28 protein-coding genes, 1 tRNA gene and 1 other RNA gene are annotated in these 26,386 nt (G+C 66.1%); 15 read left to right on the forward strand and 15 right to left on the reverse strand.

Annotated elements, in window-relative coordinates:
• The first annotated feature begins 21 nt into the window (after positions 1-21).
• Entirely contained in the window at positions 22-267 is a 246-nt protein-coding gene (locus LAQ74_RS16125; RefSeq protein ID WP_224333581.1) for a hypothetical protein, read from the forward strand.
• Between the two features lie 135 nt (positions 268-402).
• Here LAQ74_RS16125 and LAQ74_RS16130 read toward each other — a convergent pair whose 3' ends face one another.
• On the reverse strand, positions 403-1,005 hold the full coding sequence (locus tag LAQ74_RS16130; protein WP_224333582.1) for a TIGR00296 family protein: 603 nt from the start codon (positions 1,003-1,005) through the stop codon (positions 403-405).
• Between the two features lie 134 nt (positions 1,006-1,139).
• Between LAQ74_RS16130 and rnpB the strand changes: the two genes are divergently transcribed.
• From rnpB to LAQ74_RS16155, 5 genes are all read left to right on the forward strand, one after another.
• Positions 1,140-1,570, forward strand: an RNA gene (gene rnpB / locus LAQ74_RS16135) — RNase P RNA component.
• 135 nt (positions 1,571-1,705) lie between these two features.
• On the forward strand, positions 1,706-4,390 hold the full coding sequence (locus tag LAQ74_RS16140) for a heavy metal translocating P-type ATPase (RefSeq protein ID WP_224333583.1): 2,685 nt from the start codon (positions 1,706-1,708) through the stop codon (positions 4,388-4,390).
• A 150-nt stretch (positions 4,391-4,540) separates the two neighbouring features.
• Complete coding sequence (locus tag LAQ74_RS16145; RefSeq protein WP_224333584.1) at positions 4,541-5,581, forward strand: matrixin family metalloprotease; 1,041 nt, start codon at positions 4,541-4,543, stop codon at positions 5,579-5,581.
• 42 nt (positions 5,582-5,623) lie between these two features.
• Positions 5,624-6,487 carry a hypothetical protein gene (locus tag LAQ74_RS16150; protein WP_224333585.1) on the forward strand — a complete coding sequence of 288 codons (864 nt, stop codon included), beginning with the start codon at positions 5,624-5,626 and terminating at the stop codon, positions 6,485-6,487.
• 132 nt (positions 6,488-6,619) lie between these two features.
• On the forward strand, positions 6,620-6,895 hold the full coding sequence (locus LAQ74_RS16155) for a WNWW family protein (protein WP_224333586.1): 276 nt from the start codon (positions 6,620-6,622) through the stop codon (positions 6,893-6,895).
• A gap of 45 nt (positions 6,896-6,940) precedes the next feature.
• Here the strand turns inward: LAQ74_RS16155 and LAQ74_RS16160 are convergent, their stop codons facing one another.
• The 3 genes from LAQ74_RS16160 to LAQ74_RS16170 form a co-directional block, all read right to left on the reverse strand.
• Positions 6,941-7,144 carry a hypothetical protein gene (locus LAQ74_RS16160; protein ID WP_224333587.1) on the reverse strand — a complete coding sequence of 68 codons (204 nt, stop codon included), beginning with the start codon at positions 7,142-7,144 and terminating at the stop codon, positions 6,941-6,943.
• A gap of 164 nt (positions 7,145-7,308) precedes the next feature.
• Positions 7,309-8,373, reverse strand: a complete 1,065-nt coding sequence (locus LAQ74_RS16165) for a phosphotransferase family protein (RefSeq protein ID WP_224333588.1) — start codon at positions 8,371-8,373, stop codon at positions 7,309-7,311.
• The gene (locus LAQ74_RS16170) at positions 8,370-9,065 is read right to left on the reverse strand and encodes an HAD family hydrolase (RefSeq protein WP_224333589.1); all 696 of its coding nucleotides are present in this window, start codon (positions 9,063-9,065) and stop codon (positions 8,370-8,372) included. The genes LAQ74_RS16165 and LAQ74_RS16170 overlap by 4 nt, the downstream gene beginning before the upstream one ends.
• 133 nt (positions 9,066-9,198) lie before the next feature.
• Between LAQ74_RS16170 and LAQ74_RS16175 the strand changes: the two genes are divergently transcribed.
• Positions 9,199-10,431 (forward strand): MBL fold metallo-hydrolase, encoded by a 1,233-nt coding sequence (locus LAQ74_RS16175; protein ID WP_224333590.1) that lies wholly within the window; start codon positions 9,199-9,201, stop codon positions 10,429-10,431.
• Between the two features lie 497 nt (positions 10,432-10,928).
• On the forward strand, positions 10,929-11,120 hold the full coding sequence (locus LAQ74_RS16180; protein WP_224333591.1) for a hypothetical protein: 192 nt from the start codon (positions 10,929-10,931) through the stop codon (positions 11,118-11,120).
• Between the two features lie 85 nt (positions 11,121-11,205).
• Here the strand turns inward: LAQ74_RS16180 and LAQ74_RS16185 are convergent, their stop codons facing one another.
• The 4 genes from LAQ74_RS16185 to ilvC form a co-directional block, all read right to left on the reverse strand.
• Positions 11,206-11,835, reverse strand: coding sequence for a VOC family protein (locus LAQ74_RS16185; protein WP_224333592.1), 630 nt, complete (start codon positions 11,833-11,835; stop codon positions 11,206-11,208).
• A gap of 157 nt (positions 11,836-11,992) precedes the next feature.
• Positions 11,993-12,286 (reverse strand): CPCC family cysteine-rich protein, encoded by a 294-nt coding sequence (locus tag LAQ74_RS16190; protein WP_224333593.1) that lies wholly within the window; start codon positions 12,284-12,286, stop codon positions 11,993-11,995.
• A 167-nt stretch (positions 12,287-12,453) separates the two neighbouring features.
• The gene (locus tag LAQ74_RS16195; RefSeq protein WP_224333594.1) at positions 12,454-13,410 is read right to left on the reverse strand and encodes an oxidoreductase; all 957 of its coding nucleotides are present in this window, start codon (positions 13,408-13,410) and stop codon (positions 12,454-12,456) included.
• Between the two features lie 60 nt (positions 13,411-13,470).
• Complete coding sequence (ilvC, locus tag LAQ74_RS16200) at positions 13,471-14,544, reverse strand: ketol-acid reductoisomerase (RefSeq protein WP_224333595.1); 1,074 nt, start codon at positions 14,542-14,544, stop codon at positions 13,471-13,473.
• Positions 14,545-14,702: 158 nt separating this feature from the next.
• Between ilvC and LAQ74_RS16205 the strand changes: the two genes are divergently transcribed.
• Positions 14,703-15,131: a hypothetical protein gene (locus tag LAQ74_RS16205; RefSeq protein ID WP_224333596.1), complete on the forward strand. Its 429-nt coding sequence runs from the start codon at positions 14,703-14,705 to the stop codon at positions 15,129-15,131.
• A 42-nt stretch (positions 15,132-15,173) separates the two neighbouring features.
• Here LAQ74_RS16205 and LAQ74_RS16210 read toward each other — a convergent pair whose 3' ends face one another.
• A complete protein-coding gene (locus tag LAQ74_RS16210; RefSeq protein WP_224333597.1) occupies positions 15,174-15,458 on the reverse strand; it encodes a DUF6360 family protein in 285 nt (94 codons plus the stop codon).
• A gap of 349 nt (positions 15,459-15,807) precedes the next feature.
• Here LAQ74_RS16210 and LAQ74_RS16215 point away from each other — a divergent pair, with 349 nt between their 5' ends.
• The gene (locus tag LAQ74_RS16215) at positions 15,808-16,179 is read left to right on the forward strand and encodes a DUF7344 domain-containing protein (protein ID WP_224333598.1); all 372 of its coding nucleotides are present in this window, start codon (positions 15,808-15,810) and stop codon (positions 16,177-16,179) included.
• Between the two features lie 334 nt (positions 16,180-16,513).
• Here LAQ74_RS16215 and LAQ74_RS16220 read toward each other — a convergent pair whose 3' ends face one another.
• Positions 16,514-18,280 (reverse strand): nitrite/sulfite reductase, encoded by a 1,767-nt coding sequence (locus LAQ74_RS16220; RefSeq protein WP_224333599.1) that lies wholly within the window; start codon positions 18,278-18,280, stop codon positions 16,514-16,516.
• A gap of 88 nt (positions 18,281-18,368) precedes the next feature.
• Positions 18,369-18,686, reverse strand: a complete 318-nt coding sequence (locus tag LAQ74_RS16225; RefSeq protein ID WP_224333600.1) for a DUF8134 family protein — start codon at positions 18,684-18,686, stop codon at positions 18,369-18,371.
• A gap of 303 nt (positions 18,687-18,989) precedes the next feature.
• Between LAQ74_RS16225 and LAQ74_RS16230 the strand changes: the two genes are divergently transcribed.
• The gene (locus tag LAQ74_RS16230) at positions 18,990-19,181 is read left to right on the forward strand and encodes a hypothetical protein (protein WP_224333601.1); all 192 of its coding nucleotides are present in this window, start codon (positions 18,990-18,992) and stop codon (positions 19,179-19,181) included.
• A 176-nt stretch (positions 19,182-19,357) separates the two neighbouring features.
• Positions 19,358-20,044, forward strand: a complete 687-nt coding sequence (locus tag LAQ74_RS16235) for a DUF7119 family protein (RefSeq protein ID WP_224333602.1) — start codon at positions 19,358-19,360, stop codon at positions 20,042-20,044.
• Between the two features lie 10 nt (positions 20,045-20,054).
• Here the strand turns inward: LAQ74_RS16235 and LAQ74_RS16240 are convergent, their stop codons facing one another.
• Positions 20,055-21,299, reverse strand: coding sequence for a M20/M25/M40 family metallo-hydrolase (locus tag LAQ74_RS16240; RefSeq protein WP_224333603.1), 1,245 nt, complete (start codon positions 21,297-21,299; stop codon positions 20,055-20,057).
• 115 nt (positions 21,300-21,414) lie between these two features.
• On the opposite strand from LAQ74_RS16240, the gene LAQ74_RS16245 reads away from it, so the two are divergent.
• Positions 21,415-21,488 (forward strand) — tRNA-Lys (locus LAQ74_RS16245).
• A gap of 359 nt (positions 21,489-21,847) precedes the next feature.
• On the opposite strand, the gene LAQ74_RS16250 is transcribed toward LAQ74_RS16245, so the two are convergent.
• From LAQ74_RS16250 to LAQ74_RS16260, 3 genes are all read right to left on the reverse strand, one after another.
• Complete coding sequence (locus LAQ74_RS16250) at positions 21,848-22,150, reverse strand: HalOD1 output domain-containing protein (protein WP_224333604.1); 303 nt, start codon at positions 22,148-22,150, stop codon at positions 21,848-21,850.
• Positions 22,151-22,224: 74 nt separating this feature from the next.
• On the reverse strand, positions 22,225-22,914 hold the full coding sequence (locus LAQ74_RS16255; RefSeq protein WP_224333605.1) for a helix-turn-helix domain-containing protein: 690 nt from the start codon (positions 22,912-22,914) through the stop codon (positions 22,225-22,227).
• An 89-nt stretch (positions 22,915-23,003) separates the two neighbouring features.
• Positions 23,004-23,480: a deoxyuridine 5'-triphosphate nucleotidohydrolase gene (locus LAQ74_RS16260; protein WP_224333606.1), complete on the reverse strand. Its 477-nt coding sequence runs from the start codon at positions 23,478-23,480 to the stop codon at positions 23,004-23,006.
• Positions 23,481-23,716: 236 nt separating this feature from the next.
• On the opposite strand from LAQ74_RS16260, the gene LAQ74_RS16265 reads away from it, so the two are divergent.
• Positions 23,717-25,693: an aconitate hydratase gene (locus tag LAQ74_RS16265; protein WP_224333607.1), complete on the forward strand. Its 1,977-nt coding sequence runs from the start codon at positions 23,717-23,719 to the stop codon at positions 25,691-25,693.
• Positions 25,694-25,820: 127 nt separating this feature from the next.
• Entirely contained in the window at positions 25,821-26,360 is a 540-nt protein-coding gene (locus tag LAQ74_RS16270) for a GNAT family N-acetyltransferase (RefSeq protein ID WP_224333608.1), read from the forward strand.
• Positions 26,361-26,386: the final 26 nt, after the last annotated feature.

Genomic DNA, 26,386 nt, shown 5'->3' on the forward strand with positions numbered 1-26,386 from the left:
CCGTCTTCGTTCTCGTTCCCGATGAGTCGTGAGTCGTTACTCGTGCGCTTCGTTGAGCAGTCCCCGCACGACAGCGACAGTCGAGAGAACGCTGACGACGACACCGCCGAAGAAGAGACAGAGCTGCAGTACGCCCCCCGTGTCGGAAACCAGACGCCGAGCAGACCAGCGAGGACGCTCCCGACGGCGACGCCGATCGATGTCGTGCCGACCGCGAGGACGAGCGCGTGGGGGAGGAAACGAAGCGAGTACCGAAACGTCGAGTAGGTGCTCATTACGGCCGTCTCAACCATCGCTTTCGGTTTCTGCAGACTCGGACGAAACAGCTGTCGGAGGCGACGCGTGAGGCGCAGTCGGTTTGGCTGTGGCTGTTCAGCTGTCCGTGAAAAAGAAGTCGCGGTGCTATAGCTCTTGGACGCTGCCGCCGTCGTCCCGCTCGCAGAACACTTGGCCCTCGAACAGCGTCACCATCGTGTCGTCGTCGCGCCAGGCGAACGGCGAGAGGCGCGCCTTCCGGCAGACACGCGTGAGGTACTCCTCTTTACTCCAGCCGTTCTCGACGGGAATCGTCGGGTAGAGCCAGCCGTGTTGTTCCCCGTTGTCGACGGCGACCCCGTGGGTACCGAGTTCGAGGTCTGTAAGCGGGTCGTTGGTGAGAATGTGATTGTTGACGATGCAGACCGAGATGTTCAGATTCGCAAGCTCGGGCGGTTCGACCTCCGAGCCGCACGAGTCGCCCGACGCCGCTTGGATGGCGGCGTCGACTATCGCGTGGCCGAGCTGGTCTTTCCCTCGATAGGCCCCCGCACAACCGCGGAGTTGTCTCCGTCCACGTGTCGACTGTAGCCGCACGAACGCGCCCGTTCGAGCGTAGAACGCGTCGCGCATGCTTCCCGGTTGCTCTCGTTGGCCGTGCAAAACGAACGATTCGACCGATTCCCGAGCGAGTTCGACCGCTCGAGCCCCATCCTCGTAGGAGAGGCGTATGGTCTGCGCCTCGGACATACACCCATTCTGGAGCGCTGTTGACTTGAACGCTTCCCTTCACACAAAGTGTCGCTCAGACGGATTTTAATGCCTGCATAACGCCGTAAAATCCGACCGAACGACTTATTCGACTCCTGAGAGTAGTTTCACTCGGCAGAGAGAGCCCGACCTCCGTGACCCACGGCGCGTCTCGCGCGCCGCCGGGACATGAGGAAAGTCCCCCCACCGTCCGAACAGGTGACCGGGCGCAAGCCCGGAGTCGGAGACGGCTGGCTCTGGAACAGAAACGAGACCCCTCGGTCCGACCGATGATATGTGCGAACCCGACCGTAAGGGAGGGGAGTTAACCCATAGAGGGTCGCGTGACGACTTCGTCGTCACGCTCATGCGCGAACGGGCCTCGCCCGTGAGCGCGACGACCGAGAACGGATGGAACGGCGAAACCTCACCGGTGCAAGTCCGCGCCACGCGGCCGACGCGGCGCGATTCGTGCGTCGCTCGGCCGCACGGTAGTTCGGACAGACGGACGCGGACGCTCAGCCGAATGTCGGGACGAACAGAAGGGGGCTTACTCCTCTCAGCCGCTTTTCGATTCGAGCGACTCGACCCGTCGCCAGTATGTTATTAACTAAAACCGGGAGAAGTAATAGACTCGACGTAACTCTCGCCCCGATTCTGGTAGTTCGATTAATAAGCCTACACCGACTACGTTGAGTCGATGACTGATTCACGCCCGAACGACACCGACGACTGTGGGTGTTGCTCGGCGCACGACCACGAGTCGGAGTCGAACTCGGGGTCGCCGACTGGTCGTCACGACCACAGCCACGACGACCACGACCACACCTCCGACTCGCCACACCGCCACGAGACGTCTTCTTCCGCTCCGCCCCGCGACGGCGACGAGACGGGTCTCCGCCTCTCGGTCCCGGAGATGGACTGCCCCTCCTGCGCCGGAAAGGTCGAGCGGAGCGTCGAGACGCTCGACGGAATCCGAAGAATCGACCCGCAACCGACGACCGGCACGCTGGTCGTCGACTACGACCCCAAGCGAACGACGCCCGAAGCCGTTAGAGAGCGCGTCGAGGCGGCGGGTTACGCCGTCGAGACGACGGCCCGGGAGACGCTTTCGGTCCCGGAGATGGACTGCCCCTCCTGCGCCGGGAAGGTCGACAACGCCCTGAAATCCACGCCGGGAATCGTCGCCGTCGAGGCGCAGCCGACGACCGGCCGCGTCGAGGTGACGTACGACCCCGAACGCGTCTCCCGCGGCGGCCTCGTCGCCGCCGTCGAGTCCGCGGGGTACTCCGTCGAGGAGACGGCGGACTCCACGCGGTCCATCTGGCGAACCCCCCGCGCGCTCAAGACGTGGACCGGAGCCGTCCTGCTCCTCGGCGGCGTCCTCTTCGAGTGGATTCTACCGGTGGGACTGGACGCGACGCTGTTCACGCTCGGCTACGAGGTGACCGTCGCGAAGGCGTTCTTCCTCGCCGCGGCCGCGGTCGCCGGTCAGGAGATCGTCCGCAACGGCTACTACTCCGCGAAGAACCGCAGCCTCGACATCGACTTTCTCATGGGGACCGGCGTCGTCGGGGCGATTCTCGTCGGCCTCCCCTTCGAGGCCGCGACGCTCGCGGTGCTGTTCAGCGTCGCCGAGCTGCTCGAACGCTACTCGATGGACCGCGCGCGCAACTCGCTGGAGACGTTGATGGAACTGTCGCCCGACACGGCGACGGTTCTGCGCGACGGCGCGGAGACCACCGTCCCCGTTGAGGACGTTGCCGTCGGCGAGACGGTGGTCGTCCGCCCGGGCGAGAAAGTGCCGCTCGACGGTACCGTCACCGAGGGCCAGAGCGCCATCGACGAGTCGCCCATCACCGGCGAGTCGGTTCCGGTCGACAAATCGCCCGGCGACGAGGTGTTCGCCGGGAGCATCGCCGCCGAGGGCTACCTCGAAGTGGAGACGACCGCGACCGCCGACGAGTCGACGCTCTCGCAGGTCATCGAGATGGTCGAGGACGCCCAAAGCGGCCAGACCGAGAGCGAGCAGTTCGTCGACCGCTTCGCGGCCTACTACACGCCCGTCGTCGTCGCCGCCGCTATCGTCACGACCGTCGCCTCGCCGTTCGTCTTCGGCGTCGCGTGGACCGAGGCGTTCACCCGCGGGCTGACGCTTCTTGTCATCGCGTGTCCCTGCGCGTTCGTCATCTCGACGCCCGTCTCCGTCGTCTCGGGCATCACGAGCGCCGCGCGCAACGGCGTGCTCATCAAAGGCGGCCAGCACCTCGAAGCGATGGGCCGCGTCCGCGCCGTCGCCTTCGACAAGACCGGAACCCTGACCACGGGCGAACTCGGCGTCACCGACGTCATCGCGCTCAACGGCAACGACGAGACCGAGGTCCTCCGCTGCGCCCGCGCCGTCGAACAGCGCAGCGAGCACCCAATCGCGACGGCCATCGTCGACCACGCCGAACGCGAAGGGGTCGCCGACCGCGACGTCGAGAACTTCGAGTCCATCACCGGCAAGGGCGTGAAGGCGGACCTCGCCGACGTGGGGTCGGCTCGGCGCAACGAGCTCGACTGGCGAACCCACTACGCCGGCAAACCCGGTCTGTTCGCCGACCTCGGATTCGACCTCGAACACGCCCACGTCGAGACCGACGGGGGCGTTGTGCAGGGCGCTGAAACCGAGGCGAAAGACTGCCACCACGGCACGTATCTCGACCTCGTCAACGAGACGATCCCGCGCCTCCAGTCTGAGGGGAAGACGGTCATCGTCGTCGGCACCGAGGACGAACTGGAGGGCGTCGTCGCCATCGCCGACACCGTCCGCCCCGAGGCCAAGCGCGCCGTCGAGCGCCTCCACGAACTCGGCATCGAACACGTGGTGATGCTCACCGGCGACAACGAGCACACCGCGCGCGTCATCGGCGAGCAGGTCGGCGTCGACGACGTCCGCGCGGACCTCCTGCCCGAACAGAAGGTGGAGGCGGTCGAGGCGCTGCGCGAGGAGTTCGACCACGTCGCGATGGTCGGCGACGGCGTCAACGACGCGCCCGCGCTCGCCACCGCCACCGTCGGCATCGCCATGGGCGCGGCCGGAACGGACACCGCGCTCGAAACGGCGGACGTCGCGCTGATGGGCGACGACCTCTCGCGGATGCCGTACCTCTACGACCTCTCGGCGCGCGCGGGTCGCGTCATCCGCCAGAACATCTGGAGTTCGCTGGGGGTCAAAGCCGTCCTCGCTATCGGCGCGCCGCTCGGCGTCGTGGAGGTCATCCACGCCGTCGTCATCGGCGACATGGGGATGAGCCTCGGCGTCACGGGCAACGCGCTCCGACTCGCCGACATCAGACCCGAAGACAGCGCACCCGAGGCCGTCGCCGTCCGCGGCGAGTGACGAAGCCGCGTTCGCTCATCGACCGTCCGCCCTCCGAGCCCACCGTTCTCGTCCTGAGTTCACCGCTTTCGCCCTGAGTCCACCGTTCTCGACCGTTCGATATTTCGAAGGGTCGCAACGCTCATACGTTCGCCTGCAGCAACTCATCACATGTCGTCTCGACTGCCGACGCTCGCCGTCGTCGCCCTCCTGCTCCTCGCGGGGTGTCTCGGTTCTCTCGCCGACGATGGCGGGTCCTCCGACGTGCCGCTGCCCGGTAGCTCCTCCACCTCGACGGAACAGAACGACGCGACGGCCACCACCGGAACCAACCCGTGGGGCGACGACCCGATCGTCGTCGCCATCGAGAACGGTGACGAACCCGACCGCGAGTTCGCGCCGCTCGTCCGCGCCGCGACCGATTACTGGGAGGAGAACGCCGACGAACACACCGGATTCGACGTCTCCTACCGCGTCGTCCCCGACGCGGAGAACCCCGATATCGTCGTCCAGTTCGTCGACGACGTGCCGAACTGCGCTAACGTCTCCCACGCCGCCGGGTGCGCCCCGCGCATCACCGACTCGCGACAGATTCAGCGCCCCGAGAACGTCTCGGTTCGGACCGGTCTCTCCGACGAGTCGACGGAGCTCGTGCTCAAACACGAACTCGGTCACACGCTCGGCCTCGACCACGACGACGAACCCGCGGACGTGATGGCCGCCTCGTCGGTGCTCCACACCGAACCGCGACCGAACGCCTCCGAACGCGACTTCCCGTGGGCCGACCCCGAGTTCACCGTCTACGTCGACGACGAGAACGCCTCCGACCCCGACGGGGCTCGCGAGCAGGTTCGTCACGCCTTCGACTACTACGAAGACGGTGCCGACGGGAGCGTCCCCGGCAACCTGACGTTCGAGTACGTCGACTCGCCCGACGAGGCCGACGTGACGGTTCGCTTCTCCGACGGGTCGGCCTGCGGCGGCAACCCCGGGTCGTGCGCGGTCACCTCCGGTCCGGACCCCGACGGCGACCACGAGGTCGAACGCTACGAGCGACTCGACATCACGCTCGTCGACCTCGACACCGCCGCAGTCGGCTGGCACGTCGGCACGTGGTTCGCCCACGGGCTCGGTGCGGAGGAATCCGAAGAGAAACCCGAACCGTTCCAGGATGACAGTTACCGCAATCAGCATAGTAACTGGTGGGAGTGACAGGAAGGAGAGACCTTTCACGGTCGCGGACGAAACACGCCCATGGAGTCCGACGTGACTGACGGCGACGAGGCTGTCGCGCCCGTCGATTCCGGTCGCGTCGAGTGGCGCGCGACACCCGAGCGAGATTTCGCGGAACCGGCGAAACACGGTCTCGCAGGACTCTACCTCGCGTTTCTCTCGCTGGTTGCGGTCGGGATGGTGTTCTTCGCGCTCGGCACCTCGGGCGGGGGCGACGGATGGGTGTTTCTCGTCCTGTTGTTCGTCGGCGGCCCCGCCTCGTTACTCTACATCGCTACCGCGGTGGGCGTCGACGGCACCGCGTCGCTCGTGAAACTGGTTCCGGGCGCCGAGACGCTCTCGCTGCCCGGCGTGACGCTGGCGATGCTCGTCGGCGGTGTCGCGCTGCTCGCGGCGGTCGTTCACCCGCTGATGCCCGTCGCCTACGCCGCGGCGCTCGTCGGACTGTACGTCCTCGACAACGCCCGGCGGACCGCGGGGGAGGTAGACGTCGCGTCGACGACGCTCGCGGTGTACGCCGGCGAGACGGAGCGCAGACGCGACATCTCCTCGTTCGCGGGCCTCCGTTCGTTCCGCGTCGGCGACTACGTCGTCTGCTGGTTGCGGTACGACGGCCCCGCCCTCGTCGCTCCGCGAGCCGTCGTCTTTCCGGCGGGCGCGTTTCCGGCGGTTCGGGCGGCTCTCGACGAGATTCGGACGGCGGAACGCGACGACACCATCTCCGGGACGGCCGTCCGCGTCGTCGCCGCCGCGTTCGGACTGTTCTTTCTCGGCGCGACGGCGTTCGTCGTGGTCGTCGTCGGCAACCCGCGACTCTCCGCCTACGCAATCTCCGTTCTCGGCCTGTTCGGCGTCCTGTTTCTGTACCTCGCGTGGAAGTCGTGAGACGGCGTCGTTCGCTCGCGCTGTACGCCGTCACAGCGGTCGCCACTACGGGCGTCGTTCCTGCGGGGTGTCGTTCCTGCGGGGCGTCGTCGACGCGGAGCGCTCTTCTCGCTCGCGTGCGAACCGTCGAGCGTGAACCTCGACGAACTGGACGCCGCGCTCCGCCACGAGTTCGACGGCACCGACGCCGAGTTTCGTGTCGTCGTCCGACAGGCGGGTGACCTCGACGACGCGGGCCGAATCGAAGCCGACAGGGACGTCCCGCTCACCGTCGACGAGGTCGTCGCTCACCTCTCCGACGCGCCCGACGGCCGCGTCGCGAGTCGATGGAACTGGTGGTTGGGTGCGCTGGAAGCCGCCTACGGCGGCTACGAACCGTATCAGGTGCGCCGGATTCCGAAGGAGTAGCGTCCGCGACGAGTCGGTTGATTCGGTTCGGTCGATTCGACCGATTCAGTCGTACCGTCGGTGTGACGGTGACTCGTCGGGAATGAGACTCAGCCCAGGGACGTCGAGCACCGCTAGATAGCCGTGTGCGTCGACGACGTGCCCTCGCAGCGTCGAAATCGAGACGTCGAGGAACGACTCCTGACAGCCGTCGACGGGACAGACGCCGGTGAATCGGGGCGGATCACCGTCGCCCGCGCCGCCGCTCATACAGCCACCCCGCACTCGAAACGACCTGCCGAAAATTTGTTCAGGATACTGGTATGAATATCCAGACTCACGGCCGTGACTGCTCTGTGGGCGTTGTAAGCTTTGTGTTAGTGGGTGAGCGAACGTTCTATATTCCGTATCTCTTTCTGTGCGGTCGTCCCCTGTCAGCTGTCATCTCCCACCCACTCGCGGAGTCGCTCGTAGTGGAATCCGACGGCGTCGTCGCCGGTCAGTTCCGGATATCGGGGGCGCGTGACGGCGCCCGTCGAGTCGACGGCCGACCGGACAACCGCCGCCAACCGGTACGCTCGCGGTACCGACGGATACGGTCGAACGGACTCGTAGCCGGCTCTGAACGCGCGTCGGAGGGGGTCGTTGTCCGCGACGTACCAGTCGGCGACGAGGTGTTCGACCTTCGCGACGGCGAGCCCCGGCGCGGCCGCCAGCGGATCGCCCCAGTCGAGCACGGCGGTGAGTTTGCCCCCGTCGACGACCGCGTTGCCGGGCCGGAGGTCCCATGGGTAGAGCGTCGACGGAGGGCGAACGGGGAGGCGGGCGCGCTCGAACGCGCCGAGCAGTTCTTCGCGCAGCGAGTCGAACGTCGGAGGCAACGCGTCGACCCCTTCGCGAGCGTACGCGCGGAACCACCGCCGCCAGCCGTCGGTTCCGGTCGCGCGGAACCGGTCGAACCGGTCGAACCGGTCGAGACTGTCGCTGTTTCGTCGGCGTTTCCCGACGTCTGCGAACCGGACCGACCCGTATCCCTCGAACGAGAATCTCTCGTGGAGTTCGGCGAGATACCGACCGAACGCGCGGGCGACTCGACGGCGGGCCTCCGGGTCGAGCGCGGCGAACCGTTCGTGGAGATCGCCGCCGGCGGCGCGCTCGACGACGGCGTACGCCCGTCCGCCGAGTTCACCGGTGTCGTACAGGGCCGGCACCGGAATCGACGTGCGTTCGCCGACAGTCCGTGCGAGTTCGGTCTCCGTCCGAAACGCGTCCGCGTCGGAGGCGAACTGGACGACGACGGCGTCCGGTATCTCGGCCGCGCTATCGCCTCCGTCGTTTTCGTCGTCGTCACCGTCGTCCGCGAACGCGACCAGCGTCGTCCGCTTGTGGTTCCCGTTTGACACGGCTCGAAGTTCGGTCGGGGTCCCCCCGAGAAACGTCTGCGACAGCGCCGCCAGCACGTCGTGGGTCTCCGTCCAGCCGGTCGTCTCGTCGCTCATGCACCCAACTCGTCGAGCAACCCGACGAAGGCGGAGAAGGAGTCGAGGACGTACTCCGGCCGGTACGGCGTCGGGTCCGGGTCCGCGCCGGCTTCCAGTCCCCCGACGTACCACGCCGCCTGCAACCCCGCACCTTGCGCGCCCGCCACGTCGTATCGTAGCGAGTTGCCGACGTACAGCGCCGCCTCCGCGTCGATGTCGAGCGCCTCGACGGCGGCGTTGAACGGGTCGCGGTGCGGCTTTCGACGCGTCATGTCGCCCGCGTAGACGACGACGTCGAACGCGTCGGCGATGTCGAGCGCCGAAAGTTTGGCCGACTGTCGCTCCTCGGGACCGTTCGTCACGAGGCCGACGGGACCGCCCTCGCGCGCTCGCATCAGCGCCGCTCCCCCGCCGGGATGCAGCGACACCTTCGAGTAGTCGACCACGTCGAGAAAGCCGCGAGCCACCGCGTCGGCGTCGACGGACTGGCGACCGTACTGCGCGGCGACTATCGTGTATCCGCGCGCCAGATAGCCCAGTTGGTCGTCGGGGTCGGGCGGTCCGTCCAGCGCCGCCCAGAGGTCCTCCGGTTCGCCGAACGGGTCGACGCCCGCGCGTTCGAACGCGCCGTAGTAGATGGTGTCGCCGTCCTGGTCCTGCCGGCAGAGCGTCCCGTCGAGGTCGAACAACACGGCGTCGAAGGTGTTCACGCCGGAGGTAGGGGTGAATCGGTCAAAAACGCTCCCGTCTTTCCGCCGCCGGGTCGGTCGAGCACGGGGACGGGACCGACGAGCGTCGCGCAGAACCGACGGACCCAAACCGTACTATCCGTTAGCGAGGGCAATGAAACTCCAGTTTCTCGGCGGTACGCGCGAGGTGGGTCGCAGCGCCATCCTCGTCGATGACCGCCTTCTTCTCGATTACGGGTTGCTGACGGGTAACCCTCCGCAGTTTCCCGTGGGGTCGGTCGACCCCGAGGCCGTCGTCGTCTCCCACGGCCACCTCGACCACGTCGGCGCGATTCCGACCCTCCTCTCGGGCGACGCCCGCCCGCCCATCCACTGGACCCCGCCGACGTACGAACTCGCGATGACGCTCGCCCGCGACACGCTGAAGTTGCACGGCGGCACGTACAGTTGCCCGTTCACCGAGAACGACCGCAAGCGGGTCACCGAGGTCTCACAGACCCACGGCTACCGCGAGACGTTCGAGGCCGCAGGCCACGAAATCACGTTCTACAACGCGGGCCACATCCCCGGCAGCGCGCACGTCCTCGTCGACGACGGTGAGACTCGGCTGTTGTACACCGGCGACTTTCACACCGACAGCCAGCGCTTGGTGTCGGGAACCACCGCCCGTCCCGACGCCGACGTGGTCGTCTGCGAGAGCACGTACTCGGACGTCGAACACGACCCACGCGACGAGGTGGAGCGGCGCTTCGTCGAGTCGGTGCAAACGACGCTCTGGGAGGGAGGCACCGTCGTCGTTCCGGCGTTCGCCATCGGCCGCACGCAGGAACTGATGCTCGTCTGCGAGGCCCACGACATCGACTGCTACGTCGACGGGATGGGTCAGCGCGTCACCCGGATGCTCCGCACCTACCCGGAGTTCCTCTGCGACGCCGACGCCTTCCGTCGCGCGAAGTCGAACGCGCGGTTCGTCACCGGCCGCGACGGACAACGAAAGCGCATCGCCCGCAAGAACACGGTTATCATCACTACCTCGGGGATGCTCTCGGGCGGTCCGGCGATGACGTACATCCCCGAGATTCGGACGAACCCCGTGAACAAAATCGCCATGACGGGCTACCAAATCGAGGGCACCCCCGGCCGGAGTCTCCTGGAGACCGGAAGCGCGGAGATAGACGGCCGCGTGATGCCGGTCAGCGCGAGAACCGAGGCGTACGACTTCTCGGCGCACGCCGACCGCGACGGACTGCGGGCGCTCCTCGACGACTACCGGGACGTGCCGGTGTTGGTCAACCACGGCGACCGTTGCGAGGCGTTCGCGGCCGAACTCCGCGACGACGGCTTCGAGGCGGCCGCGCCGGAACTCGGCGAGGCGGTCGTGTACTGAGGGCCACACAGCGTCCCCGGCGTCTCTCGGTGTCGTGGTGACTGTCGCGGCGCGCTCGGCACACAGACTGAATATCTGAGACGACGTACTGTTTGTCCGGAGTTACTCCCGCGATGACGGTTCGAGAGGCCCGCACGCGGGGTCGCTCGCCACACTCCGATGACGAACAATCCAGCCGGTCTCCTCCTCGTCTTTGCCTTCCTCGCGACAGCCGTCAGCTCGACCCCGCTCGCGCTGTCGGCGTTCCTCCTCTCGCGTCAGGTTCGCCCGTTCGCCTGTGCACTCGGATACGCAGGTCTCGGAGTCGGCGCGCTCGCCGTCGTACTGGCGCTCGTCGTCGCCGTGATTTCACCGGTGGCGGGTGTCACTGTCGCCGTCGTCGCCGCGGTTGCGGGAACGGTGCTGTGGGCCGTTCCGCTACTCGTCGCCCGGGCGGTGCTGGTGAGGCGCGGCGTCGACCCCGAGCGTGCGCTGCGAAGTGCTACGCTCGACTGCCGGTGGCGTTCGTCGCCTCGCTGTTCGTCGCGTTCGGCGACTTCGGCCGCTACAACATCACGTTCCTGACCGGAACCGAGGCGATGCTCGCGTGGACGGCGCTGGCGCTGACCGTGTTCTTCGGATCGGCAGTCGTCGGATTCGGCGTCGTCTCTCTCGGCCGCTCTCCCTCCGGCGAGAGTCGGGTCGAGTAGTTCGGAACGAGCGCCGAGCGCGGCGACGCTCGTGCCACGACGAGCGACGCTGTGAGAGGAGGACGACGCCCGAGTGGCCTCCGTCCTACAGACCTACCGAACCGGAGTCGGCGTCGGGCAGGTTCACTTCTTCGGCGGGCAGGCCGAGCTCCTCCAGCGCCGCCTTCAGATGCTCGCCTTCGGCGTACTCCGCGCCCTCCTCGACGCGCTTTTTCTGCGCCAGCGCGAGCACCTCGCCGCGGTGTTCGTCGGGAATCTCGAACTTATCCGTGGAGAGTTCGATGACGAACCCGTTGTGGTCGGTGGTGTACACCGAGTGGAAGATGCCGCGGTCGAACTCGTTGTAGTGGTGGCCGCGCTCCTCCAGGGCGTCCTTTATCTCCTCGATACGTTCCGGGTCGAACTGGAAGGCGACGTGGTGGACGCCGCCCAGCGGCGTGCGCTGCGGGCCGCGGTTCGACTGCCGCCCCTCCTCGACGAAGAAGGTAAGCATCCGGCCGTCGCCGGTGTCGAAGAAGAGATGCGTGACGTGTGGCGCGTCGAGGTTCGGCTGTTTGAGTACGAGGGGCATCCCGAGGACGTCGCGGTAGAAGGCGACGGTGTCCTCGACGTTGCTGCCGACGAAGGTGATGTGGTCGACGCCGGTCGTGTGAAACGGCGCGTCGGGGAGTTCGGCGGTGACTTCGAGCTCTGTCGCGGATGGGTTGTCGCTCATGGCTCCTTCTAGTCGCTGATAACGGAAATACACTCGCTGACGTGGGCGTCACCGGGTTACGCGCGTGTCAGTAGCGAGATGACGACGTACTGACGGCGTCGCCGGCACCGACGGCGATGGCGACAGCCGCAGGGTCGGACGACATCGCCGGGTGGGGCTACCCTTCCTGATACGGCCACTCGGGGTCGCGTTGGTCGCGAGCCGTCGGGTTTCGGAGGGTTTCGGGTCGTTGTCCGCGACCCGCCCAACCGAACTGCTGGACGTTCTGCCACGCGTCGACGAGCGCGTCGGGGTTCTCCCCGCGGGTCACGGTCACCGCGTCGAACTGGTCGGGGTCGTCGGTCCACGCGCAGATTTCGCAGGCGTCGTACGACCCGCGTTCGCCGCGGCTCAGCGTCCGGAACCCGCAGCAGGGACAGAACCCCCGCAGTCGAGAGTGCCGTCGAGCCATACCGATTAGTCCACGCCCGAGTATATCAATCTTTACCGACTTTCTGTGATATAATCACGATTTTGCGACGATGCGCCACGGCCGAGAGTGCAAATTCAACGTACGTTGTATCACCCCGAAACGGATACGGAGTGCCGACCTTTCGAGCGCAGTCTGCCGTCTACCGTCTACTCGCCCGGCGCGTCCGCGAGCGCCTCGAAGTCGTACTCGACGCCGGTCAGTTCCTCGGAGACGCGCCAGAGTCGTCCGGCGGTCACCTCGTCGTCCGACCGCTCGCTCGACTCCTGTACTTCGGGATAGCCGCGCATGTTCATCAGGCCGCCGGGGCCGACGTAACTCCCACCGGGGACGTCCTCTGTCGCCGCGTACAGCATCGGCAGCGCGCCCCACTCGGCGGACTGCGCGAGCGTGGCGTTGGCGACGGCCATCGCCGCCTTCCGAACCGTCGACCCCTTCGCTTCCGGTCCGCGGTACTGGAGGTTCGTCGCCGCGTAGCCGGGGTGACAGCCGATACTTCGGACGTGCTCGATTCCTTCGTCGTCGAGCCGTCGTTGGAGTTCGTAGGCGAACAGCAGGTTCGCCAGTTTGCTCTCGGCGTACGCCTCCCACTTGTCGTAGGACTCCTCGCTCTGGAGGTCGTCGAAATCTATCTCACCGGCTTCGTGCATGCTGCTGCTCTGGGTGACGACTCGCGCGCCGTCGCCGGTGAACTGGTCGAAAAGTAGGCCGGTGAGCGCGAAATGGCCGAGGTGGTTGACGCCGAACTGCGTCTCGAAGCCGTCTGCGGTCTCACTGCGCGGAATCGCCATCACACCCGCATTGTTGCAGAGGATATCGAGTCGGTCGTGGATGTCGGCGAACGTCTCGGCGAACGTTCGCACCGACCCCAAATCTGCCAAGTCGAGTTTCTGGAGTTCGAGCGCGCCGCTCGGCCGGCTCGACGTGAGTTCGCGCCGTGCGTCTTCGCCCCGTTCCATGTCCCGACACGCCATGACGACGTGTGCGCCCCGGTGGACGAACGCGCGCGTCGCTTGGTAGCCGAGGCCGCTGTTCGCGCCGGTGACGACCACGGTCTGCCCGTCGAGTCGCGGCACGTCCGCCGCCGTCCAGCCGTCTCTCGTCATGACACCACGTACGGGTTCGAACGCAAAGAACGTTTGAGCGTAGCTCCTCACCCGGTCGGTTCAGTCGGCGGACTCGTCGGCTTCGCCGGCGTCGCCCGTGCCAGCGCCGCTCGTGTCCGCGTCGCCCGCTTCGTCGAGTTCGTCGAGTCCGAACTCGTCGATAGTCGTCTGCTCGGACTGTATCATCTCGTGGCCGCGGTACTTCTTGTAGAGGCGCTTGAGCTTCGGGTAGCCCGCCTGTTGCTGGACCGTCCACTCGGTCGCGAACGAACCGTCGTCGATGCCGTCCATCTTCTCGCGCATGAACTCTCGCAGCGGTTCGCGGTCGAACTCGTCGATGCCCGCCAACTGGCCATATTGGCTCGTCATCGAGTGCAGCGGCATCTGCTCGACGAGTCCCATCGTCGCCGCCTTCCGGAAGATGTGGCTCAGTTCCTGGGAGAGATACTGCTCCATCAGAATCGCCTCGGGGGGTGCGCCCGCCTCGCGTTCGACCTCCCACTTGGCGATGAGCGCGTTGGCGATGACCGGAATCAGTCCCTGTTCGGTGAGGAGGTCGAGTTTCGTCTCGGTTTCGAAGTCGCCCTCGATGACGCCCGAGCGGGTCGCGCCGATGCCGTGGGCGATGGCGAGCGCCACGTCGAGCGCCTCTCCCGAGGCGTCGCGTTCGATGGCGAGGAAGGCGGGCGCGCCGCGGCCGTCGACGTACAGTTCGCGGACCATCGCACCGACCATTCGCGGCGCGACCATCACCACGTCCACGTCGTCGGGCGGCGTGATGTACTCGTAGGTGACGTTGTAGCCGGAGGCGAAGTTGAGCACGTCGCCCGCTTCGAGGTTCGGTTCGATGTGCTCCTCGTAGACGGCGGGCGCGACTTCGTCGGGGACGAGCAGGAAGACGACGCTCGCGACGGAGACGGCCTCGCTCGTCTCGTAGACGGGGAAGCCGTCCTCCTGGGCCTCGTCCCACGAGGCGTCCTTGCGGTTGCCGACGACGATGTCCTCGACCCCCGCGTCGCGGAGGTTCTTCGCCTGCGCTTGTCCCTGGTTACCGTAGCCGATGATGGCGACGGTTCGTCCGGCGAGCGCGTCGAGGTCGGCGTCCGATTCGTCGTAGACGGTGGAGTCGGCCATGCTCCCTCTGCGCACGTCCCCCGGAAATAGCTTCGTGCCGACGGGCGAACGCGACGCCGGTGACGCCCACTAGTCGATAGCAGACACCAATCGTCGAGACGCGCGCCCGTCCCGTTCTGCGACAATACCTTTGTCGCTTCCGTCCCAATTCCCGCGAGATGGTCAACGCAGGCGATATCGACGAGGACATTTCGGAGGCAGAACGACAGGCACTGCACGACTTTCAGGTCGGCATCGAGTACGTCTACCGCGGCTACGGTGCACTTCTCGACTTCCACCACCACCTCGGCCACGCGATGGACCGCATGGCCGACGCCGAAGAGCACCTGCGCGCTGCGGGCCACGACGAACTGGCGGACGAACTCCGGGACCGACACCTCCCGTCGGGCGCGCTCGACGACCGCTGGTCGTACGAGATCGTCGACGACTTCCGGCGGAACTTCCTGCAGGAGATACTCGACTACGAGGCGAGCGTCCGCGACGAACTCGTCGACGGCCTCGACCACGTCACCGAGCGACAGCAACAGTCGGAGTGGCGCGAACGTGCCGAGAGCGACGCGTGGAAGTCGGAGTCGACCGAGGACTGAGCTCGCGGCGAACGAGTCGCCGACCGACGAGACGAACGTTCCCTACTCTCCGTTCGCGGCTTCGACGCGTCCGGCGTACTTCTCCAGTTCTCCGGCGAGCGTGCGCGCCTGCTCGGCGGTGAGCGTCACCCGGTCGGCGTGCGCCGGGAGGCGCTCCAACTGGGTGTTGTCGAGTTCCAGTTCGAGCGTGACGGCGTCGGGGTTCTTCCGCGGCGCGGTGACGTTGAGGACGGCGAACGCCTCCTCTTCGAAGTCGTGACCAGTCGCGGTGCCGTCGAGCATGTCGAACGTGGTGTAGGCGTTGATGCGGAGCAGTCGGTCTGGCATACCCGCTCTTACATCCGGTCGACAATGGGCGTGACGGGTCGTCGGAGAAACGACTTACGCTCGACTCGTTGGGTTGGCGTTCGCCAAAGGGAACAACGGAAACAGCCAACAAGCCCTTGTTAAACTTCCTAGTAAGTGATACGCTCCGGCGGTCGTGCTGAATACCGCGCGCGAATCTTGCACAGTCAAAGCTAGAAAACACACCATCTCCTGAGTTGCCACGACTGCCCAACCTAGGGAAGATGGATATACGGCACAGGTACTCGCCGTAGCGCGTGAGTCTACACGCGCCACGATCAGTAAACTGAGTGAGAGCAATTTTTATCTCGGCTACTGACTTGGGGGCGGTATGGAATCGCTAGATGATGTCTTTTCGCTATTCAGCACGGAACGGCGACGGTTCGCATTGTACCATCTGAAGAATGCGGAAAGGCCGGTATCGATCGACGAACTCGCAGAGAAAATTTATGAGTGGGAAGAGAACGGGTCGTGTGACACTATCCCCGACGACGAGCTACAACAGGTGATTCTCTCGCTGGAACATTCTCATCTTCCAAAAATTGGGGATACCACACACGTCGAATACGATCGCACGAACGAGCAAGTCCGTATCTCGGGACTGTCAGCAGAGGCTGACGTAATCCTCTCTGTTAGCGAGGCTATCGAACAACCATCAAAAACCAACGATTTTGTCGTCTCCCGGCTCGGAAAATTCCTGTGAGATATACCCCTACTATCGGTGACGAGTCTTTCAGCGGGTGATAAATTGGATGATACTGTGTGGAATATACCCTCTCTATTCAGCACGTGGTTCTTATCAACGGTTGAGGACTTTGACTGAACCGCCAACAAGTATCTCTACCGCGAGCGACCGAAGGGAGCGAGCGGGCCGAGGAGTGAACGAAGGGGGACGAAGCCGCCCGAAGTGAACGACGAGTGCTGTTGGTGCAAGAGAAGACGCTTCGCGTCTTCTAAGCCTTCGCGGCTTCGCCGCGAAGACAGCTTTTGCCGAGCGAGAGCGCTTTGCGCTCTCGTGCAGCGCAAAAGGTGCGAGCTTAGTCGTCCGAGGTAATCGGCGTCCCGTCGGCGTCCGCGGGCGCGGGACTGTCGTCCATGTCGTCCTCGTCGGCGTACGGGTACCACGTGAGCTTCGTGTTGTGCATCATCGGGTCCTCGTAGTCGGTCTCCTCGGGTTCGACGAGATTAGCGAGTTCCTCCTCGTCAAGCCGTTCGACGAACTCGCGGAACGTCTCGCTCCCGTCACGCTGGTCCTCGAAGTTGGCGAGCAGATTCTTGATGGCACCCGGAACCTCGTCGACGGGGACGCGCTGGCCGACCCAGTCGGCGAACTGCGGGTTCTCGCCGAGACCGCCGCCGAGGCCGATGTCGAGCGCCTCGACCGCCTCGCCGTTCTTGCGTGTCTTCATGCCACGGAGGCTCACGTCGGCGATCTGCGGCTGCGCGCAGGAGGCCGTGCAGCCCGAGAGGTGGATGTGGAAGTCCTCGACTCCCGCCGGCAGTTCGACGTTCTCCTTCAGCCAGCGCGCGTAGCGCACCTGCCGGTTCTTCGTCTCGACGATGGAGAGCGAGCAGAATTCGGTGCCGGTGCAGGCGATGGAGCCGCGCATGAACGGATGCGGGTCCGGCGAGTAGTCAGAGAGGAGGTCTTCCGCGAGCAAGTCGTCGAGGTTCTCCTCGGGCACGTCGGTGACGATAGCGTTCTGACGCTGTGTGAGGCGGACTTCACCGGAGCCGTACTCGTCGGCGAGGTCGGCGAGTTCGAGCACGTCCGCCGCGCCCATCCGGCCGACCAGCACGTCGAGGCCGACGTAGTAGTTGCCGTCGTTCTGCTCGTGGACGCCGACGTGGTCGGAGTGGCCGCCGGTCGTGTAGCCGGAGTTGTACGAGTACTCGTCGCGGAGGTCTTCGCCCGCGGTCGGCAGCTCCCAGTCGACGTACTCCTCCTGGAGCACGCGGCGCATCTTCTCTGCGCCCCACTCGTCGACGAGGAACTTGATGCGGGCGTTGTAGCGGTTCTCGCGGTCGCCGTAGTCGCGGAACAAAGCCGAGATGGCGCCGCCGACTTCGCCGGCCTGCTCGGGCGTGACGAACACGTCGAGGTCGCGGGCGAGGCGTGGTTCGTTGCGGGCGAGACCGCCGCCGACGCGGATGTTGAACCCTCTCTCTCCATCCTTCGTCGCGGGTTCGTAGGCGAGGTCGTTGATGTCGCCCTGGCCGCAGCCTTCGCGGCAGCCGGTCACCGACACCTTCCACTTGCGCGGGAGGTTCGTGTGGTCTTCGTTTCCTTTGTAGGTGTCGTGGAGGTCCAGCGCGACGGGAAGCGCGTCGACGTGTTCGTGTTTGTCCTTGCCGGCGACGGGACAGCCGACGATGTTCCGCCAGGAGTCGCCGCAGGCCTGCTGGGTGGTGAGACCGTTCGCTTCGAGTTTCTGGAAGATGGCCGGAATGTCTTCCAGGCGAATCCAGTGGAGCTGGATGGACTGCCGGGTGGTGAAGTCGGCGTACGCCGCGCCGAACTCGGGGTTGACACCGGGGCCGCGGGCGAACTCGTCGGCGATTTCGCCGACGGCACGGACCTGTCCGGGTGCGAGTACGCCGTTCGGCGTCCCGATGCGCATCATGAAGTAGCTCTCCTGGCCGTTTCGCTGGTGGTACAGTCCCCACCACTTGAAGCGCTCGAACCAGGCGTCGCGCTCGTCGTCGGGAATCGACTCCCACCCCTGCTCGGCGAACTCGAACAGATGCTCCCGGATCTCGTTACCGTACACCTCGTCTTTCCATCGCTCCACGTCGGTCGGCATTGGACATCATTATCTCCTGCACGCGTAAACCACTCGCTGCCCCGTCAACCATCCCCGGTGCTCACCGAAACAGGATATTGTTGCCGCGTCACGCCCGTCGGGTCCCGTTCGACAGGAGGAGACCGTCGCGGTCGACGCCTCGCCACTCGCCGTCGACGACGCGGCCGACCGGCAGCCAGTCGGTCGTCGTTTTCTCCCCGCAGACGATACACTGACAGACGGCCCGGAGTTCGACCGTTCGACCGTCGACGCCCGGTTCGACGAGGTTCTCGACCACCGCGTCGGGGAGGTTGCAGTCGCAGAACGCTGGGTCGTCGAAGCGCCACAACTCGCCGACGCCGACGCGTCGCTTGTCGTCGACCGAGAGCCACGCGCCGTCGTCCTGGATGCGAAGTGAGACGGTCACTACCCGACGTTCGTTCCCCGGACACCTGTCTGCGTCGGTCGGCGCAAGCATCCGGAGCCTCTACGACGGTGGACGCGCGAAAAATCGCCAGAACGAGGGCGAATCCCACGATTTTCCCCGTCCGGAATGGCGGCAATCCCTTCCCGTATCGGGGAGTGCTGGCACGCTTTACTACCGAAGACGCCCTTATTCGTTCGCCGCTCTCACTGGGTACTGTGACGCATCTCCACGCCGACGCGACTCACCGAGAGCACGCGTCCGCCGACGTCGCCCCCGAACTGTACGAGGAGGTCGATGCGGCGGATGACTGACCCGGTGCAACAGGAAACGCGAAGTTCGGCGGCACCCGACGCCGACCGACAGTCGAGCGACGACGCCGACGACGACCACCTCTCGGACCTCGAAGACGGTGTCGGGTGTACCGAAATCTGGGAACACCTCTCCGAGCGGCGAGCGGAAGCAAGCGCTCGCTCGACGGAGCGAGCCGAAGAGTGAGAGCCGTCCCGACGCGCTGAGCAGTTGTCCTCTACGACCATCTTCGCCTCTCTCGACCAGCTTCGATACCCCAAAATGGCACCTGTGACACCGGGTTCGACGCTCTATGCCAGTATCGCGCTCGTTCGACCAGCGCGCGGGACGTTTTTGACTGACCCACCCCAAGGGACCCGTAGATGAGAGACGACCCGACACCGAACGTGCCGCCGTCGGAGGCCGACCGTACGTCGCCGGTCGGCGAACCGGTCATCCGCTCTGACCCCGCGGTGACCGGCGACCGGGCGCGGGAGGCCGTCGGCTTCGACCCCGAGGACCCCGACAGCGTCGCCCACGCCGCCGAGACAGTCCGACAGTTCGCCGATTCGAGCGTCGGCAGCGCGGACAACGTCTACATGCTCCGGGGGGCCGCGGCGTGTGCGGCGCTCGTCCGCGGCGTCGGGTCGTACAAGGCCGCTGCCGAGGAGGCCGGCGGCGACGTCTCGGTCGCATTCATCCGCAAGTGGGCACGGGTCCACGACCTCCCGCGCTCGATTCGCCGCCACGTCGCGCTGGGGCACATCGCGCCCACGGCGGCGAAACACATCGCCCGCGTCTCGGGGGAGGCGCGCTTCGCGCTCGCGTGGGCGACGCTCGATAGCGATCTCACCGTCCGGGAGGTTCGACGACTCGCGAGCGCGGTCAACGACGGCGAGAGCGTCGAGGAGGCGCTCCGCGAACACGACGTCGCGCTCGGGGAGATCTCCGTCTCGCTTCCGCCCGAGGCGTACGTCGAACTCCGCCGCCGGGCGTCGCTGTCGGACCGGACTCCAGACGACGTGCTCGGCGACGCGCTCGTCGCGTACCTGCGCGACGGCGACGAGTGACTGTTCTCGCCTAGTTCTCGGCGAGATACCGCCGCGCCGTCGCCGCGAGCGTCTCCCGCGCCGTCTCCACGTCCCGCCAGCGAATCGTCTCGTTCGGGAAGTGCGCCTGTTCGACGGTCCCCGGCCCGAAGAGGACGGTCGGAGTCCCCGCTCCGACGAAGTGCCGGGAGTCCGCGCCGTAGGTCGCGCCGTGCGCCGTCGTGTCGGCGAGTCCGACGCCGTCCATCGCCGCCTGCAGCGCCGCGACGACCGGTTCGTCGGCGTCGGTCTCGGCCGACTCGAACTGGACGCTGAAGCGCTCGAACGTCGGCGGATGCTCGCTGAGCCACTCGCTCTCCGCGACCACCTCGGCGAGACGCTCCCCGTACTCCGCCTCGACCTCGACGACCGTCTCGCCGGGGGCGACGCCGATGCGAATCTCGGCGGTGAGCGACGCCGGAACCGACGACGCCCACGACCCCGCTTCGACGCGCCCGACACAGACGGGCCACGGGACGGGGAACCCCTCGTACAGCGGGTGGCGGACGCGCTCGCCGCGCTCGGCTTCGAGCTCCTCGAAGGCGTGGCGGATTCGTTCGAAGTGCGGGAGTACGGACTCGCCGACCCACCGCGTCGCCGCGTGCGCCGACCGCCCGGTGAGTTCGAGGCGCTTCATCACCGACCCCTCCGTCGCCGTGACGACAGTCAGGTCGGTCGGTTCGGCGACGACGGCGGCGTCGCGCTCGAACGGGTAAGGGTTGTCGAGCGCCGCCGCGGCGGCCCCGATGCCGCCCTCCTCCTCGCCGACGACGCTCTCGACGACAATGCGGCCGTCGAGGTCGAGTTCGCCCGCGTCGACGGCGTCGCGCACGTCGAGCGCGGCGAACACACAGGTGGCGAGGCCGGATTTCATGTCCGCCGCGCCGCGAGCGATGAGGTCGTCGCCGTTCCACGTCGGCTCGAACGGGTCGCTCTCCCAGAGTTCGTCGTCGGCGGGGACGACGTCGATGTGGCCGTTCAGCACGAGCGCCGGTCCCGCGTCGGGGTCGCCGAACTCCAGGATGCCGGCGACGCTCGGTCTGTCGGCGACGGCTATCTCGCCGGGGTCGTCGGGGAACGAGGGATGTCCGGCGAGACGGTCGGCATCGGCGGTCCACTCGACGGTCTCGAAGCCGAACTCGTCGAGTCGCTCGCGGAACCACGACTGCGCCGCCGCCTCGCGGCAGTCGGTCGTGTCGAAGCGGAGAAACTCCTCGGTGAAGGACCGGTGATTCATGCCCGCACCGACGACCCCACCCCGCCTAAGCGTTCGGACGCCCGAGGGTTTCGCCGCGTCGGCGGGCGACCGCCGATGTAAACACTTTTCATCGCTCTCGCGTAACTGAGTTCGAGGGCTGGTAGCTCAGTTAGGCAGAGCGTCTGGCTTTTAACCAGACGGTCGGGGGTTCAACTCCCTCCCAGCCCGTTTTCCTGCGACCGAAGGGAGCAGTGAAAACGCTACAGAGGGATTGAACTAGACCGGACGAACGAAGTGAGTCCGGGCGTAGTTCAACTCCCGTCGGTCCGCTCACTTCGTTCGCTCCCCGACGACGTCCGCAAACGCTTCGCGTCTACTCGCCTCTGTCCGGTAGCGAGACGGATACGACTCCTATGTTCCACGACGACGTCGGAGGAGAAAGACGCGTACCGAAACCTCTTGCCGCAGCACGCGGACGCGTGCCCGGCGACTACGGTCAGCCAGCCAGCGCCGAGTCGAACGAGGCCGCTACTCCGTCAGCGAGTGACGCGACGAACGGAGACAGGGGGTGCCTCCGGATACTCCGCTCAGTCCTGCGCACTGACGCTGACTCGCCCGTCGGTTCGGATGGCGACCTCGAACCCTTCGTAATCGAAGATGAGTTCGCCGCGGACGCTTCGCGACCGGTTCGAATCCGGGTCGAAGAGTGCCGATTCGAGAGCGTCGACGTCGACGGTGTCGTAGAGCGGGGAGAAATCGTTCTCCAGCGGGTCGGTCCCTGCTGCCTCCGCGACAGCGTCGACGACCGTGACGCTCAGATCGAAGGAGTCACCCGGTCGATACCATGCCTCTGATGTGCCCGGTGCGCCGTCCGTGCTCGAGTGTTCCATCGATTCGACCTCTCCGACCATACCCTACTTCTAATGAGTGACTGTGTAGCATCCCCGGTTGAGTGTTCAATCATTTATGTGGGGTCGTCAACTCCGTCCCTCCGACCGTACTCCTCGCGGGGTCCGTCGAGAGCGTTCTGGACGAACACCCTGTGCGCCCGTCGAAGGCGAACAGACGCCGCTTGCGCCGAGATGCCCATCCTCTCGGCGAGTTCGCTGAGCGTCGTCCGTCGCGGAACCTCGAAGTAGCCCTCTTCGAGCGCCCGAGTGAGTATCTCGTGCTGCGGACCCGTCAGGCCGAACGTCTCCCCCGGAAGTTCGTCGTCCTCGCTGTACACCGCCGTCAGGTGGCGCGCCACGTCTACGTCGAGGTCCTGCTTGTAGTACGCCTGCAGCGCCGCGCGGTCGGGGAAGCGCATCCGTATCTGCCAGACGCCGTCCTCCCACCGCATGTCGAGGTTCATCGCGCCGAGTTCGACGACCGCCGGGTACGCCGAGAAGTTGTGGCCGTACTCGGTGTACTCGAGGTGATAGAGGCGTCGGTCGCTGACGTCTACCATCGGCGTGAGGTTCGTCACCGTGGGGTCGTCGTCGACCGCGTCGGCGAACTCCTCCGTCGAGATGCCTTCCACCCAGGCGAACAGCTGTATCCGCCCGGACTCGTCCGTCTGAATCAGTTCGACCTCGGCTACCACGCCGGGTTTCGAGGAGAGCGCCTGTTGGAGGATCGGCGTGTCTAGAACGAACTCCCCGATGAGGCTCATTACCCCCCACTCTGTCCTCTCGTGGTGATAAGGATATCTCTCCCGCAAACGTTTGCCAGTCCCGATCCGAGGCGTCCCCAACGACTCCGTCAGAGGTTCTCGCCTTGGTAGCTCCCGTCGTACGTCCCGTCGTGGTCGGCCTCCGCGAGTACCAACTGAGCGATGCGCGCCCCGCGTTCCACCTCGAGGTCGTGGTGGACTTCGAGCAGTCCCTCACCTTTCCCTTCGTAGCCCGCGTCCCAGACGGCCGTGTCGAGCATGCAGGAGTTGCGCAGCAGCGACGACCGGGGGTAGATGAACCCGACGTGGCCCTCCGGGATGTGGACCGTCTCGGCGTACCGGACGACATAGCCGCCCGGCGGCAGGGAGTACGTCTCCGCCTCGTCGTCGGTCTCCGCCAACTCCACCGCCTGTCTGTCGCCGACTTCCTTGCTCTCGCGGCCGATGCGTCCGGTGTCGTACTGTTCGAAGACGCCTTCGAGCGTCAGGTCGACCCCGTTCGGTTGGACCTGCTCGCCCGAGAGGGGCGAGACGTGCTCGCCGACGAACGAACCTGCTCGGTACATACTCCGACGTGTCACCCCCGGTTAGATAGCCGTTCCCGTTCGTCGCTGCCCTCTCGGGACACACCGTTCGAACAGGCCGTCTTTCGGACGGTTCGTCTCGATATACGCGTTTTACTCGAATCCGAATTATCTTCGACGAAACCGCGAAAATTGCCGACGGGAGCGGCATTCCACACAGTCTTGGGGTTAGGAAACACGCGGGATTTATATCCGACGGGAGACGACCAACGGACGTTATGGGACAGACGGTAACCGAGAAAATTCTCGCCGACCACCTCGTCGAGGGTGAACTCACACCCGGTGAGGAGATCGGCATCGAGATCGATCAGGTTCTCACGCAGGACACGACAGGAACGATGGTCTGGCTGCAGTTCGAGGCGCTCGAACTGGACGAAGTCCAGACCGAGCTGGCGGCGCAGTACTGCGACCACCAGACGTACCAGTTCGACTTCAAGAACACGGACGACCACCGCTTCCTCCGCTCGGCGGCCGGCACGTTCGGCGCGCACTTCTCCCGACCGGGCAACGGCATCTGCCACAACGTCCACAAGGAGAACTTCGCGGCACCCGGTAAGACCCTCCTGGGTTCGGACAGCCACACGCCGACGCCCGGCGGCCTCGGCCAACTCGCCATCGGCGCGGGCGGCCTCGACATCGCCGTCGCGATGGGCGGCGGCGCGTACTACGTCGAGATGCCGAAAGTCGTCAACGTCCGCCTCGAAGGCGAACTGCCCGCGTGGTCGACGGCGAAGGACGTCATCCTCGAGATGCTCCGCAAGCTCTCGGTGAAAGGCGGCGTCGGCAAGGTGTTCGAGTACACCGGCCCCGGCGTGGAGACGCTCTCGGTGCCCGAGCGCACGACCATCACCAACATGGGCACCGAACTCGGCGCGACCTCCTCCATCTTCCCGACCGACGAGAAGACGAAGGACTTCCTCCGCCGCGTCGGCCGCGAGGACGAGTACGTCGACCTCCAGCCCGACGACGACGCCGAGTACGCCGACGAGATCGTCATCGACCTCTCGGACCTCGAACCGCTCATCGCGAAGCCGTCGATGCCCGACAACGTCGTGCCCGTCCGCGAAGTCGCGGGCGAGTCCGTCGACCAGGTCATCATCGGCTCCTGTACGAACGGCGGCTACCCGGACATCCTCCCGTCCGCGAAGATGCTCAAGGGCCGCGAAATCAACAAGAAGACGGACATGATCGTCGCGCCCGGCTCGAAGCAGGCCTCCGAACTGCTGGCCCGTCAGGGCTGGACCGCAGAGATGATGGCCGCCGGCGTCAACTTCTCCGAGGCGACCTGCGGTGCGTGTATCGGCATCGGTCACGTGCCCGCGTCCGACTCCACGTCGGTGCGCACGTTCAACCGCAACTTCGAGGGTCGCTCCGGCATCGAGGACGACTCCGTCTATCTCTGCTCGCCGGAGGTCGCCACCGCGGCCGCCCTGAAGGGCGAAATCGTCGACCCGCGCGACCTCGCCGACGAACTCGGCGACCTCGAGGACCCGGGCCTCGAACTGCCCGACCGGTACGACGGCTCGAAGGCCGACCTCATCGCGCCCGACGAGGCCGTCGACGACGACCTCATCAAAGGCCCCAACATCGGCGACGTGCCGCTGAAGGACCCGCTGCAGTCGCACCTCGAAGGCGAGGCGCTCCTGAAGATGACCGACAACATCACGACGGACCACATCATCCCGGCGACGTCGGACATCCTCAAGTTCCGCTCGAACGTGCCGAAGCTCTCGGAGTTCACGCTCTCGCGTGTCGACGACTCGTTCGCCCAGCGCGCGCTCGACGCCGACGGCGGCTTCCTCGTCGCCGGCGAGAACTACGGTCAGGGATCCTCGCGCGAACACGCGGCGCTCTGCCCGATGTACCTCGGTATCGAGGGCGTTCTCGCGCAGTCGTTCGCCCGCATCCACAAGGCGAACCTGTTCAACTTCGGCCTCGTCCCGCTGACCATCGACGAGGAGACCTACGAGAAGATCGAGCAGGGCGACGACGTCGAGATCGTCGACGATGTCGGCGAGGGCGTCCGCTCCGGCCAGGAGGAGTTCACGGTCCGCGTGAACGACGACTGGGAGGCGACCGCCCAACTCGACGCCTCCGAGCGCGAGCGCAAGATTCTCGCCGCCGGCGGGAAGCTCTCGTGGACGAAGCAGCAGTACGAAGAGGGCGGCAGCGGCGCGACGCCCGCCGACGACTGAACGCGCGTTCACACCCGACTTTTCTTTGTTTCGTTCGCCGAGCGGCGGCGTCGTGGACTCGCCGAACACTCTTTCGGGCCTGACCGCTGCCAGCGCGCTTATTGTACGTCGTCCCGAAAGTGTTCCCGTGACCACCGCCCCCGCCGACGCCGAAGGAACGACCGTCCGACGCGCCGAGCGGGCGGACCTCCTCGACGTGTTCCAGATCGAGAAGACCTGCTTCAAGCAGCCGTGGCCCTTCGCGGCGTTCGAGCAGTTCCTCGGCGAACCGGGCTTTCTCGTGGCCGTCGACGGGGTCTCGCAGTCGGCGAGACGGAACGAAGACGGCGGGAGCGCTGAGCGCGTCGTCGGCTACGTCGTCGCCGACGTGACGCCGAACTACGGCCGCGATATCGGCCACGTGAAAGACATCGCGGTCCACCCCGACGCCCGCGGGCGCGGCCTCGGGCGGATGCTCCTCCAGCAGTCGCTCGTCTCGATGGCGCTCGGCGGCGCGAAGCTCGTGAAACTCGAAGTGAGAGAACACAACGACCCGGCGAAGGCGCTGTACGAGAGCGAGGGCTTCGAACCGCTGCGCCGCATCCCGCGGTACTACGAGGACGGCGAGGCGGCGCTCGTGATGGTCGTCGACGCCAACGAGTGGCAGCGCGGCGGCGACGACAGGTAACCGACGCTCACGCCCTTCGGTTATTT

Origin of the sequence: Haloprofundus halobius (assembly GCF_020097835.1) — an archaeon.
In the GTDB taxonomy this organism is placed as follows: domain Archaea; phylum Halobacteriota; class Halobacteria; order Halobacteriales; family Haloferacaceae; genus Haloprofundus; species Haloprofundus halobius.